The following is a 13,388-nucleotide window of genomic DNA, read 5'->3' as shown; positions in this document are numbered from 1 at the left end:
ACAGTAGTGGCTGTAAGAGTCACTCCCCGCGAATGTACTGCTCCAGCTGTTTGATCAGCTCGGCCTGTTCGGCAATCGCTTCCTTGACCAGGTCGCCGATCGACAGCAGGCCCAGCAGTTTGCCGTTTTCTACCACCGGCAAGTGGCGCAGACGCTTGTCGGACATGATGCTCAGGCAGGTATCGACGGTCTGGTGGGTATCCACCGTGATCACGTTCGCCACCATGATGTCGCGTACCGGCGTGCCTACCGAGGAGCGCCCGTGCAGCACCAGCTTGCGTGCGTAATCGCGCTCGCTGATGATGCCCACCACTTTTTCGTCCTCCACCACGAGCAAGGCGCCGACGTTTTTCTCGGCCATCTTCATCAGCGCTTCGAGCACCATGTGATCGGGCTTGATCTGATGCACTTCCTGATTTTTCTGATCTTTGAGCTTGAGCAGCTGGGCGACGGTTTTCATGGCGGTTACTCAGGTGTTGTCGTTGTTCTCCAAGCATCGTAGACCGTGGCGCGCAGAGCAAGGCCGCAAAACGGCAGATAACACGCAAAAAACGTCATTTGACGGGTTTTTTCATTGCCAGACCTGTGCCACCGGTTGTGGCAATGCCGCGTAGAATGCCTTTCTGAATCAATTCTTGAGGTCGCAGTGGTGGATTTACAGCAGGGCTTCGTCCTGACCCGGCATTGGCGCGACACCCCGGCCGGCACCGAAGTCGAGTTCTGGCTGGCGACCGACGCCGGGCCGCGCCGTGTGCGCCTGCCGCATCAGCCGTCGGTGGCGTTCATTCCGGCGGCGCAGCGCGAGCAGGCCGAGCGGGTGCTGGCGGACGAAAAGAACGTCGAGCTGCGCCCTTTGGCTTTGCAGGATTTCGAGCATCGCCCGGTGCTCGGGCTGTATTGCCAGCAACACGGTCAGTTGATGCGTCTGGAAACGGCGCTCAACCGTCACAGTGTCGATGTCTTCGAAGCCGATGTGCGACCGCCCGAGCGCTACCTGATGGAGCGTTTCATCACCGCGCCGGTGTGGTTCAGCGGCACGCCCGATGCCGACGGCGTGCTGCTCGACGCCCACCTCAAGCCTGCGCCCGACTATCGACCGCAACTGCGACTGGTCTCGCTGGACATCGAAACCACCGAGCAGGGCGAGTTGTATTCCATTGCGCTGGAAGGCTGCGGTGAACGTCAGGTGTACATGCTCGGCGCGCCAAACGGCGATGACAGCCTTGTCGATTTCGACCTTGAGTACTGCGAATCGCGCACCTTGATCCTGAAGAAGCTCAACGAATGGTTCGCCCGCCATGACCCTGACGCGATCATCGGCTGGAACCTCGTGCAGTTCGATCTGCGCATCCTCCACGAACACGCCCGGCGCCTCGGCGTGCCGCTCAAGCTAGGGCGTGGCGGCGAGGAAATGCAGTGGCGCGAACACGGCAGCCGCAATCATTACTTCGCGGCAGCGGCAGGAAGGCTGATCATCGATGGCATCGAATCCCTGCGTTCGGCAACCTGGAGCTTCCCCTCGTTCAGCCTGGAAAACGTCGCCCAGACCTTGCTCGGTGAGGGCAAGTCCATCGACAACCCGTACCAGCGCATGGACGAAATCAACCGTATGTTCGCCGAGGACAAACCGGCGCTGGCCAAGTACAACCTCAAGGACTGCGAACTGGTCACGCGGATTTTCGCCAAGACCGAGTTGCTGAAGTTTTTACTGGAGCGTGCCAGCGTCACCGGTCTGCCGGCGGATCGCAGCGGCGGTTCGGTGGCGGCGTTCACTCATTTGTACATGCCGTTGATGCACCGTCAGGGTTTTGTGGCGCCGAATCTCGGCACCAATCCCCCGCAGGCCAGCCCCGGCGGGTTTGTCATGGACTCGCAGCCGGGGCTGTACGAGTCGGTGCTGGTGCTCGACTACAAGAGCCTTTATCCGTCGATCATTCGCACCTTCCTGATTGATCCGGTGGGGTTGATCGAAGGCTTGCAGCATCCCGACGACAGCGATTCGGTGCCGGGCTTTCGCGGCGCTCGTTTCTCTCGCACGCGGCATTGCCTGCCGTCCATCGTCGCCCGTGTCGCCGAGGGTCGCGAGACCGCCAAGCGCGAACACAATGCGCCGTTGTCCCAGGCGCTGAAGATCATCATGAACGCCTTTTACGGCGTGCTCGGTTCCAGCGGTTGCCGGTTCTTCGATACGCGGCTGGCATCGTCGATCACCCTGCGTGGCCACGAAATCATGCTGCGCACCCGTCAGTTGATCGAGGCCCAGGGGCATGCGGTGATTTATGGCGACACCGACTCGACGTTCGTCTGGCTGCGTCGCCCTCACGGTCAGGAAGAGGCGGCGACCATCGGCCGGGCGCTGGTTGCGCACGTCAACGACTGGTGGCGCGAGCATGTACGCGAGCAGTACGGGCTGGAAAGCGCCCTCGAATTGCAGTTCGAAACCCACTACAAACGCTTCCTGATGCCGACCATTCGCGGCGCCGAGGAGGGCAGCAAAAAGCGCTACGCCGGCCTGGTGACCCGCGCCGACGGCAGCGAAGAAATGGTCTATAAAGGCCTGGAAACCGTGCGCACCGACTGGTCGCTGCTGGCCCGGCAATTCCAGCAGGAACTGTACGAACGGATCTTCCAGCGCAAGCCTTATCAGGATTACGTGCGCGAGTACGTGCGCAAGACCCTGGCCGGCGAGTTCGACGAGCGACTGGTCTACCGCAAGCGCCTGCGCCGCACTCTCGACGACTATGAGCGCAACGTTCCGCCGCATGTGCGTGCGGCGCGTCTGGCGGACGATTACAACGCGCAGCATGGCCGCCCGCGGCAATACCAGAACGGCGGCTGGATCAGCTACGTCATCACCCTGGCCGGGCCCGAACCGCTGGAAGTGCGTCGCGCCGCCATCGACTACGACCACTACATCACCCGCCAGCTGCAACCGGTGGCGGATGCGATCCTGCCGTTTGTCGACGACGATTTCTCAACCCTGATCGGGGGGCAACTGGGCCTGTTTTGAGTCCAGCAGTTGCAGGGTCCATTCGTCCTGGATGCCGTGGAAGTAACGCTCGAGCGCCTGATGCCAGAGGCTGTCGTCGTCGGCGAACTGGGCGAACAGGGTCATCGATGAGTGGAATTTCAGGTCGTCCGGATGGCCGAAAATCTCGGCAATCGAACGCTGCTGCACGTTCAGCACCAGCTGCGTGCAGGTCCGCAAACGGGCGCCGAGCAACGGGTGGGCGAGGAAGGCACGGGTTTCCGGGGCCGAGTTGATCGCGAACCGCCGCGACATCTCGCTGCCACCCAGCCCGGCGAACTGCGGGAATACGAACCACATCCAGTGGCTGCGCTTGCGGCCCTCGCCGAGTTCGCGCTGGACCCGATCAAACACCGGGTCCTGGGCAAGCACGAAGCGTTGCAGATCGTACGGGTCTTCCTGATCAGTGCTTCTCATGGCGAAGCCCTCTGTCAGTCGGCGGTGGCTCAGACCATGGCCAGCCGCTGCTTGCGTTGTGGCGCGTGAAACGCCTGGTCCAGCGCCGCCAGATCCCCGGCCTCGAGTTGCAGCTGCGCCGCTTGTGCATTGAGCTGCACGTGTTCCGGGCGCACGGCCTTGGGAATCGCAATCACCCCATCCTGACGCAGAATCCACGCCAGCGAAACCTGTGCCGGGGTCACGCCGTGACGAGCGGCAATCTGTTTCAGCACCGGCTCGACAAGCATCGCCCCGCCCTGGCCGATCGGGCAGTACGCCATCAGCGGCATGCGCTGCTGTTGGCACCACGGCAGCAGGTCGAATTCGATGCCGCGTTCTTCCAGGTTGTACAGCACCTGATTGGTCGCGCAGGCGGAATTCGACAGTTCCTCAAGATCGCCGACGTCGAAGTTTGACACGCCCCAGCGGCCGATCTTGCCGTCCTCGCGCAGACGCTCGAAGGCCTCGACGGTTTCTTCCAGCGGATACTGGCCGCGCCAATGCAGCAGATAGAGATCGATGTAATCGGTGTCGAGTCGGCGCAGACTGCGCTCGCAGGCCTGGGGAATGCCTTTGCGGCTGGCGTTGTGCGGGTAGACCTTGCTCACCAGGAACACTTGATCGCGCAGGCCGGCAATGGCTTCGCCGACCACGCTTTCGGCACCGCCCTCGGCGTACATTTCGGCGGTGTCGATCAAGGTCATGCCCAGTTCGATGCCGCTGCGCAGGGCCGCGACTTCACGCTTGTGCGCCGAGCGGTCTTCGCCCATGCGCCAGGTGCCCTGGCCAATCACCGGCACCTGCACGCCAGCCAATTCGAGGGTACGCATTCCAACCTCCTATCTGAAAACGGTCGATACCTAGAGTGGGCAGCAGGATAGCCCACGGGTTCCAAATGAGGTGTGTCGGCTAGTGAGCGGGAGTTTGGGAAGTGCGCAAGAAGTTGCGCAGTTATACGTAATAAAACCATGGTCAAAAACGCTACAGTCCTTGCCGATCAAGGTCTCCAGCCAAGTGCGCAAGAAGTTGCACAGCACTGCGCAACTTCTTGCGCACTTTTCGACGGAATCAGTGGGAATTTTCGCCGCATCTGCGAAGAAAACTTACCGAACCCCCGGTTTATAAGGGTTTGAAAAAGTTGGCATGCTAATTGATGGCCATTGGCCGCCTCTTGGGTGATATCACCTATCGGCGCACCCAATGATTCAGCAAGGAGAGCATCCCATGGCAACACCCGCGTACATGTCGGTTACCGGCGAAAAACAAGGCTTGATCACTGCCGGCGCCTTCACCGCCGACTCCGTTGGCAACACCTACCAGGAAGGCCACGAAGACCAGGTCATGGTTCAGGCGTTCACCCACGACGTGATCATCCCGCGTGACCCGCAATCCGGTCAGCCAACCGGTCAGCGCGTGCACAAGCCAGTTGTGATCACCAAGGTCTACGACAAGGCTTCGCCGCTGCTGCAAGCAGCTCTGACTTCCGGCGAGCGCATGAGCGAAATCGTCATCCAGTGGTACCGCACCTCGGCGCAAGGCACCCAGGAGCACTACTACACCACCAAACTGGAAGACGCGATCATCGTCGCCATCAACAACAAAATGCACAACTGCCAGGACCCGGCGAACGCCCACTTCACTCATCTGGAAGAAGTGCAGTTCACCTACCGCAAAATCACCTGGACCCACGAAGTCTCCGGTACTTCGGGTTCCGATGACTGGCGTGCTCCGGTCGTTTAATTACGGCTGATCGTTTTACTGTCTCGGCCAGCGCTGCTGGCCGAGATCATGAATTTCAAAAGAATTTTTTGCCGCCAGATCCTTATCGATCTGGCGCGCATCGCAGCACTGTGCGAGGGACAAGGGAATGTTCTCACCGGCCAACCAGCCCCATTTCAATCTGACCATCGATGGCGCGGACAGCGATTTTCAGGTGCTGTCGTTCACCGGTCGGGAAGCCCTCAATACGCCCTTCGAATTCGAGCTGGAACTGGTCAGTGAAAAGGCCTCGATCAACCTCGAAAGCCTGCTGCACAAACTGGCGTTTCTGCAGCTGTCGCCGAGCGGAAGCGGGATTCACGGGCTGATCTACAGCATCGCCCAGGGCGAGGCGGGCAAGCGCCTGACCCGTTATAAAATCTCCCTGCGGCCACAGCTTTCCTATCTGGCGCACCGCTTCAACCAGCGCATTTTTCAGCAGATGACGGTGCAGCAGATCATCAGTCAGGTGCTGGAAGAACACGGCATTCTGGCCAGCGATTACCACTTTCAGTTGAGTGCGGTGTATCCCGAGCGGATCTACTGCACGCAGTACGACGAATCGGACCTGCATTTCGTCCAGCGCCTGTGCGAAGAGGAGGGGATTCACTACCACTTTCAGCACACGTCCAGCGGCCACAAACTGACCTTCGGCGATGACCAGACGGTGTTCCCGAAACTCGCGCCCGTGGCCTATCAGCAGGACTCCGGGCTGGTGGCGGACAAGCCGGTGGTCAAGCGTTTCGGCCTGCGCCTGGCCACCCGTACCAGCCGCACCACGCGGCGCGATTACGACTTCGTCAAACCGAAGATCGAGCTGGAAAGCGACGCCAAAAGCAGCGCCCAACCGGACCTGGAAGACTACGATTACCCGGGCCGTTTCGTGGACCGTGAGCGCGGCAAGCACCTGGCCAACCGCAACCTCGAACGCCACCGCAGCGACTATCGCCTGGCTGAGGGCAACAGCGATCAGCCGATCCTGGTCACCGGGCATTTTCTGGCCCTGACCGACCACGCCAACCCGACGTGGAACGACCTGTGGCTGCTCACGGAAATCTTCCACGAAGGCAAACAACCGCAAGTGCTGGAAGAGTCGGTGACCAGCGACACCACCGACAACAAAGACGATTTCCATCAGGGTTACCGCAACCGCTTTAGCGCGATTCCGTGGGACGTGCCATACCGTCCGCCGCTGGACCACCCGAAACCCAAAGTCCTCGGTTCGCAAAGCGCCGTGGTCACCGGTCCCGAAGGCGAAGAAATCTTCTGCGACCAATACGGCCGGGTGAAGGTCCAGTTCTTCTGGGACCGCGAAGGCCAGCACGATGACAAGACCACCTGCTGGATGCGCGTGGCCTCCAGCTGGGCGGCGGAAACCTTTGGCTCGATCAACATTCCGCGGGTCGGCATGGAAGTGCTGATCACCTTCCTCGAAGGCGATCCCGACCAGCCGCTGATCACCGGTTGCCTGTACCACGGCGCCAACCTGCCGCCGTACAAACTGCCGGATTTCAAGACCCTGGCCACGGTCAAGAGCAAGGAATACAAGGGCAGCCGCGCCAACGAACTGCGCATCGACGACACCACCAGCGAGATCAGCATCGCGCTGCGCAGTGATCACGGTGCGAGCGCGATCAACCTGGGTTACCTGACCCATCCGCGTCCAAGCGGCGGCCAGCCGCGCGGCGAAGGTTTCGAACTACGCACCGACCGCCACGGCGCCGTGCGTGCTGGCGCCGGTCTGTTGATCACCACCGAACCGCGTCCGAACGAATCCAAGCACCACAAGGACTTGCCGGAAACCGCCGAACGCCTGGCCACCGCCAGCGATCAACAGGACGGTTTCGCCACGCAGGCCAAAGAGCTTCAGGCCCAGGAAGCCGGCGATCAGGACGACGTGGCCAAGGCCTTGCACGCGCAGCATCAGGGCGTGCTCGGCAGCGGCCCGGCAAACCTCACCGCCAATGAATTTCCCGAGTTCACCGAGCCGCATCTGGTGTTGGCGAGCCCGGCCGGCATCGCCCTGACTACGCCGCGCTCCAGCCACATCGCCACCGGCGAACACCTGGCGCTGAGCAGTACCGGTCACACCAGTTTTTCCATCGGCAACCGCCTGCTGGCCAGCGCCAGTCGCGGCATGCGCCTGTTCGTGCAGAGCATGGGCTGGCGGCTGGTGGCGGCGTCCGGCGACATCGACGTCAAGGCACTCAAGGACAGCATCAACCTGCTGGCCAAGCTCAACATCACCGCCAACGCCGACCGCATCACCATCACCGCCAAGACCGAACTGGTGATCCAGGGCGGCGGCAGCGCCACGACCTACAACGCCGGCGGCATCACCCACGCCACCAGCGGCCCGTACACCGCCCACGCGGCGAACTTTGCTTACACCGGTGCCAAGAGCCTCGCGGGCGTGTTCCCGGAACCGCCGAAACCGGGCAAGGGCAACCTCGAACTGTTCAACCAGTACGCCGGTCGCCAGGGCATCAAGGACGGCGATTACGAAGTCATCGATGCGCTGGGCAAAAGCATCAAGGGCAAGCTCGACGCCAAAGGTTTTGCCAGCGTCGCCGGCGCCGCACCGGGGCCGGCGCGGGTGCTGTTCGGCAAGGATCCTGCGGACACCTGGAGTGAAGGCAGCTACATCGGCAAGCCGGAATGGCCGTTGAATCCGCCGGGTGCGGATGACGTGCCGAGCCAGGTGCAGGCGATGGTAGCGCAGGCGCTGCCGAGCAAGAACTGGGACATGTTGGAGAAGGGCAAGGAATTGGCACAGACAGGGATGGGTGCGATGCAGACCGCGCAAGGTGCGATGCAAACGGCACAGCAGGTGAAAGGCGTGATGCAGGGCGGGGTGGCCGGGTTGCCGAAACTGGCGAGTGCGGCGATGCCGAGTGCGTCGGGGATTCTCGGGGCGGCGAGCAAGGCTGGCAAGTTGCCGAGTCTGCCGGCGCCGACGCTTCCAAAAACTTCCTTGAAAACCCCGGGCCTGCTGGCGGGTGAGAAGCTGTCATGACCACTGAAAATGCTGTTGTAAAACGTGAACCTCAGGTTGCCATTGTTCCCCTGAGTGCCATCGACATTCAGGATGTCGCCAGCGGTGCGGCGACCTTCGATGCCTGGCTTCAATCCGCCAGCGGCGGGGTGGTCACCCTCGACCGGATCAAGAACGTTGCCGGCTCCTTGCCGGTGGTCGGCAACATCATGGCGCTGGTCGATGCGCTGGGTGACATCGTCACCCTGTCGAACGCCAAGCAGCGCGACTTGCTCGCGTGGGCCAGCCTTGGCATCAACCTGATCGGCGTATTGCCTTTACCACCGGCGATGGCAGCTGCACGGATGACCCTTCGTCCGACTCTGTTTCTGGTGCGCCAGGAGATGAGGGCCAGCAGCAAGTTGTTGCTCAGCACTTCCGTGATCGAGGTGCTGGTCGGTCACCTGAACGCCTCGATTATCGGCACGCTGGATGATTTTGTTGAACAGGCCAAAGGCAAGTTGCCCGGTATTTTGGCGGACGCTGGCAAGCTCGGCGAAGAAGTCGTTAACGAAATTGCCAAGGGCATCGAAGCGGTGGCGTTTGGCAATCTGGATGCCAAAGGTGATCTGAATGCAGCCAGCGCCCAGGCAAGCGCTGCGGCCGACCAATTCAAGAATGATCCGCTGGCGTCTTTCAGCAATATTTTTGGGGCTGCCAACAGCGCGCTGAAGTCAGCAGGCAAAGGCCTGGCCAACAGCGTGGCGCAAAATCTCGTTCCTGATGACCTCAAAAAAACCGTTTCCGACGAAACCAAAAAACTGCGGGCGATGGGTCCGGAACTTCGCACCCAATTGAGCAAGCTGGACGACGAGTCCGTTCAGAACTCCATCGGTTGGTTGCTGCTGATTCTTTCCAGCGCCGTGACGTTGTGGCGCAAGCGCAATGCCCATGGCCAGAACGCCGCCGTCCATCCGGAGAAGACCGGACAGGCGAAGCGTACGGCATCTGAGGGGCAGTTGGCCGCCCACGGCCAACAGGCACCGGCGAAAGGCGCGCCCAACCCGAAGAAAGGTCCCTGCGAATGCGCCACGGACTTCAGCATCAATTTCGCCTTGGGTTCGGAAAGTCTCAGCCATACCGATTTCAGCCTGCCCGGACCCTTTCCGATCGAGTGGACCCGCACTTACAACTCACGCCTCGACGCCTACGATCAGAGCGATCTCGGTGCACGCTGGATCAGCGAGTTCACCACGCGTTTCGACTGCGTGGATGATGGCCTGACCTTCTACGGCGCCGACGGCCGCGATCACAGCTATCCGTTGCCCAAAGTCGGTCTGTTCCACTACGACGCCATCGAAAACATCACCCTCGTTCGTGCCAGCGAAGATCAGTTGCTGGTGTGTCACGGTTTCGAACGCAAGGAAACCTACGTCCGCCGTGGCCAGCGTTATGTACTGACCAACATTTCTCTGCGCAACGGCGCCGGGATCATGCTGCATTACGAGCATCGTCACGGCGAACAGTCGGTGCTTTCGGACCTGATCACCTATCAGGAAAACGACTTCACCAAAGTCCACCTGCACCTCGGCACGATGATCGACGATCACGGCCGGTTTATCGGCCTCTGGCAAATCGTTGACGGCGAACCGCTGCGCCAGCTCTGCGCCTATCAATACGACGCCTATGGCGACCTGATTCAAGCGCAGGACGAGAACGGTGCAGTCTGGTCGTATCAGTTCCAGCATCACCTGATCACTCGCTACACCGACCGCACCGGACGCGGCATGAACCTGCAGTGGGACGGCCCCGGCGCCAAGGCCAAAGCCATCCGCGAATGGGCCGATGACGGCAGCTTCGACACGCGCCTGGAATGGGACGACAACATCCGTCTGACCTACGTCACCGACGCCCTTGGCAACGAGACCTGGCACTACTACGACATCCTTGGCTACACCTACCGCATCCGTTACGCGGATGAGCGTTCGGAATGGTTCTTCCGCGACGAGGCCAAGAACATCGTTCGCCGCGTGAATGCCGACGGCAGCACCGATCGCTACAGCTACGATGAACGCAGCAACCTGCTCGAACACATCCGTGCCGATCACACGGTGATTCATTACGCCTACGACGATCAGGATTTGCTGATCAAGATCAGCGACGCCGAGGGTGGTCAGTGGCAACGCGCCTATGACGACCAAGGCAACCTGGTCGAAGCGCTCGATCCGCTGGGCAACAAAACCCAATACGCCTACAACAAATCCGGTCAGCCCACGGCGATCAAGGACGCCAACGGCAACGAGAAGACGTTGGACTACAACGACGCCGGGCAACTGGTCGAGTACGTCGACTGCTCAGGCAAGACCAGCACCTGGGAATACAACGAACTGGGGCAGATGATCTGCTTCACCGACGCCGCCGGTAACGCCACCGAATACGAATACAAGGCTGGCCAACTGGTGCTGATCAAGCACCCGGACAAGACTGAAGAGCGCTTCGAACGCGACGCCGAAGGCCGGCTGTTGACGCATGTCGACGGTCTCGATCGCTGCACCACCTGGAGTTATAGCGCGGCCGGTTTGATCGCCGAACGTGTCGATGCCGCCGAGCAAACCCTGCGCTATCGCTGGGACCGTCTCGGACGGTTAACCGCCCTGGAAAACGAAAACGAACAACGCGCTCACTTCCACTACGACCCGGTCGGTCGTCTGCTCGAAGAGCGCGGTTTCGATGGGCGCAGCACACGCTATCAGTACGACCCGCTCACCGGTCGCCTCGCCCAATCGATCAATGGCCAACGCATCATTTCGGTGAGCTTTGACCCGATGGGTCGCTTGACCGAGCGTCGCGCCACTCTGGGTGACCAATCGCAAAGCGAAACCTTTGCCTATGACGGCAACGGCAATATGGTGCTGGCCGACAACGCCGACAGCCGTCTGCAATGGTTCCACGACCCGGCCGGCAATCTGCTGCGCGAACACCAACATTACCTCGGACTGGAAAAGCCCACCGTCGCGATCTGGCAGCACGAGTACGACGTGCTCAATCAACGTGTTGCCACCGTTCGCCCGGACGGTCACCGCGTCAGTTGGCTCACTTACGGTAGCGGCCACCTGCTGGGCATGCGTCTGGATGAGCATGAACTGATCGGCTACGAACGCGACGACCTGCACCGCGAAATCGCCCGCCATCAAGGCAATCATCTGCTGCAAACTCAAAGCTGGGACCCGGCCGGACGCTTGCAGGAGCAACTGCTGGGGCGCAGCGATGACAAAAGCATCCTGCTCAAGCGCGAATACAAATACGACGCTGCCGGCCAACTGACTGACATCAATGACAGTCGCCGCGGCCCGCTCGCCTATCGTTACGATCCCGTCGGTCGACTGCTCAGCGCCGTGACGCGTCAAGGCGTTGAAACGTTCGCCTTCGACCCGGCCGGTAACCTGCTGGATGACAAGACCGCCGAAATCCGTCGTCCACTGGATCTGACGCCACCGCGCAGCAAACTGGTCGACAACCTGCTGCGCGAATACGCCGGCACCCACTACGACTACGACGAGCGCGGTAACCAGATCCAGCGCTGGCACAACGGTCAGCGTAGCGATCTGCGTTGGGACCTGTTTGATCGACTGGTGCATTTCGAGGACACGCGCCTGAGCGTGGATTTCGCCTACGACGCGTTGGGACGACGTCTGCACAAAAACTCCCGCGCCCACTACAAACAGCGCCCGGAAGCCGGTTCCCTCTGGAACAGAAACGAGCACGCCCGCAAACAGCGTGAACTGGGCTGCGGTTTTACGCTTTACGGTTGGGATGGCGACAATCTTGCGTGGGAAAGCAGTCTGGCGCAGGGCGATGGCGAACCGGGTCGCACGGTGCATTACGTCTTTGAACCGGGCACTTTTGTACCCGTTGCACAGGCTGTACGGCATGCGCCGATCAAGCTGATGGGGCTGCCGGATTACAGCGGTGAATACAGCCTTGATGAAGACCCAGTGTGGAATCACAAGGCAACGGCGTTACCGTTTGATGCGTTGGCCTGGTATCAATGTGATCACCTCGGTACACCGCAGGAACTGACGGATTCACAAGGCAATATGGCTTGGACCGCGCAGTACAAGGCGTGGGGGCAGGTGAAGGAACAGCGCTCGGACTGGGCGCGGCAGCATGGCGTGACGAACCCTATACGGTTCCAAGGGCAGTATCACGATCATGAGACGGGGCTGCATTACAATCGACACCGGTACTATGACCCAAGTGTTGGCCGTTTCATTAGCAAAGACCCGATCGGTTACATGGGAGGGCTAAATCTTTATGCATATGCACCAAATCCGACAGGCTGGGTCGATAGCCTTGGTTTGAGTGCAACATGCCCATGTGAATGTAATAAAGTACTTGAAGCTGAAGGTGTAGTGACAGGTCGCCATGGCGACCTTCGAAAAATAGGGGGGCTCCAAGACTCCCACCACATCTATCAGGATGCGTCGATGAATGGAATTTCAGGTTATAAATACAATGATGCGCCAGCGATAAGCCTTCAAGGAAGAAACCCAGACGGAACCACACGAGGAACTCCGCATTATAATGCTAATCGAGCCCAAGATAAGGCATCAACTGCCGGCCTGCTAGGAAGTGAGACTGTCGTAGCCTTCAAGTCGCTACGTGCTGCGGGACTTAGTCCGAAGGCAGCGAAGTGTGCGACACTCCAGGCTCGTGGCTACTTCACCGGTATTAAAGCCAACGCGGGTACCAGCACCGCAACACCTTCCAAGAGACGGAGTCGATAAATGAGTACACCCACCAATCACGAAGCTTATGCCAAGACCCAATTGCTCGTAGAGGCCATCGATCGACGTGACACGTCTACACTTGAGCAAGATTTTGGAATATCCAGCGCGGTTGCTGATGAGATTTTTGAGTGTATTGATGATTATTTCGCTAAAGGCACCAAGATATCCATCGCGCCTGAAGAAAAGGCTTTTGACTCAAGCAAGCAAGGCCGGCCTTACATTGATGTATATGAAACTAATGAAAAAGCGCTCGGCTTAGAATGTGTTCTTTTTGCTGATGGTGCACCTGGTGAAGCGATCCTTCACCTCGAGATTTCCGGAGTTAATGGGGGGCTGAGGGTTTATTACAAGTACATTGGTTCCTAATGGCTCGCAGAAATGCTAAAGTTATCGCGGTCAT

8 protein-coding genes are annotated in these 13,388 nt (G+C 60.0%); 5 read left to right on the top strand and 3 right to left on the bottom strand.

Annotation, left to right across the window (positions count from 1 at the left end):
• Window positions 1-19: 19 nt before the first annotated feature.
• A complete protein-coding gene (locus C6Y56_RS18215; protein WP_085712511.1) occupies window positions 20-460 on the bottom strand; it encodes a CBS domain-containing protein in 441 nt (146 codons plus the stop codon).
• 189 nt (window positions 461-649) lie between these two features.
• On the opposite strand from C6Y56_RS18215, the gene C6Y56_RS18210 reads away from it, so the two are divergent.
• Entirely contained in the window at window positions 650-3,010 is a 2,361-nt protein-coding gene (locus C6Y56_RS18210; protein ID WP_169431053.1) for a DNA polymerase II, read from the top strand.
• Here C6Y56_RS18210 and C6Y56_RS18205 read toward each other — a convergent pair.
• Entirely contained in the window at window positions 2,975-3,445 is a 471-nt protein-coding gene (locus C6Y56_RS18205) for a DUF1810 domain-containing protein (protein WP_169431052.1), read from the bottom strand. The two genes, C6Y56_RS18210 and C6Y56_RS18205, sit on opposite strands and share 36 nt — an antisense overlap.
• A gap of 29 nt (window positions 3,446-3,474) precedes the next feature.
• A complete protein-coding gene (locus C6Y56_RS18200) occupies window positions 3,475-4,296 on the bottom strand; it encodes an aldo/keto reductase (protein ID WP_169431051.1) in 822 nt (273 codons plus the stop codon).
• A gap of 394 nt (window positions 4,297-4,690) precedes the next feature.
• Between C6Y56_RS18200 and C6Y56_RS18195 the strand changes: the two genes are divergently transcribed.
• From C6Y56_RS18195 to C6Y56_RS18180, 4 genes are all read left to right on the top strand, one after another.
• Window positions 4,691-5,206, top strand: a complete 516-nt coding sequence (locus C6Y56_RS18195; protein WP_169430015.1) for an Hcp family type VI secretion system effector — start codon at window positions 4,691-4,693, stop codon at window positions 5,204-5,206.
• A gap of 127 nt (window positions 5,207-5,333) precedes the next feature.
• Window positions 5,334-8,240 (top strand): type VI secretion system tip protein VgrG, encoded by a 2,907-nt coding sequence (locus C6Y56_RS18190; protein ID WP_169431050.1) that lies wholly within the window; start codon window positions 5,334-5,336, stop codon window positions 8,238-8,240.
• Window positions 8,237-12,985: an RHS repeat-associated core domain-containing protein gene (locus C6Y56_RS18185; protein WP_249314313.1), complete on the top strand. Its 4,749-nt coding sequence runs from the start codon at window positions 8,237-8,239 to the stop codon at window positions 12,983-12,985. The genes C6Y56_RS18190 and C6Y56_RS18185 overlap by 4 nt, the downstream gene beginning before the upstream one ends.
• Window positions 12,986-13,354, top strand: coding sequence for a hypothetical protein (locus C6Y56_RS18180; RefSeq protein WP_169431049.1), 369 nt, complete (start codon window positions 12,986-12,988; stop codon window positions 13,352-13,354).
• Window positions 13,355-13,388 lie beyond the last annotated feature (34 nt).

The organism is Pseudomonas fluorescens (assembly GCF_012974785.1).
In the GTDB taxonomy this organism is placed as follows: domain Bacteria; phylum Pseudomonadota; class Gammaproteobacteria; order Pseudomonadales; family Pseudomonadaceae; genus Aquipseudomonas; species Aquipseudomonas fluorescens_BT.
Note: the sequence above shows the minus strand (reverse complement) of the source record. Positions and strands in the feature narration are given on the sequence as shown.

What these genes read in the sequence shown, in the direction of transcription:
- C6Y56_RS18205 (WP_169431052.1), bottom strand. Translation starts at nt 3,445, where the DNA reads ATGAGAAGCACTGATCAGGAAGACCCGTACGATCTGCAACGCTTCGTG.
- C6Y56_RS18185 (WP_249314313.1), top strand. Translation starts at nt 8,237, where the DNA reads ATGACCACTGAAAATGCTGTTGTAAAACGTGAACCTCAGGTTGCCATT.
- C6Y56_RS18190 (WP_169431050.1), top strand. Translation starts at nt 5,334, where the DNA reads ATGTTCTCACCGGCCAACCAGCCCCATTTCAATCTGACCATCGATGGC.
- C6Y56_RS18215 (WP_085712511.1), bottom strand. Translation starts at nt 460, where the DNA reads ATGAAAACCGTCGCCCAGCTGCTCAAGCTCAAAGATCAGAAAAATCAG.
- C6Y56_RS18180 (WP_169431049.1), top strand. Translation starts at nt 12,986, where the DNA reads ATGAGTACACCCACCAATCACGAAGCTTATGCCAAGACCCAATTGCTC.
- C6Y56_RS18195 (WP_169430015.1), top strand. Translation starts at nt 4,691, where the DNA reads ATGGCAACACCCGCGTACATGTCGGTTACCGGCGAAAAACAAGGCTTG.
- C6Y56_RS18200 (WP_169431051.1), bottom strand. Translation starts at nt 4,296, where the DNA reads ATGCGTACCCTCGAATTGGCTGGCGTGCAGGTGCCGGTGATTGGCCAG.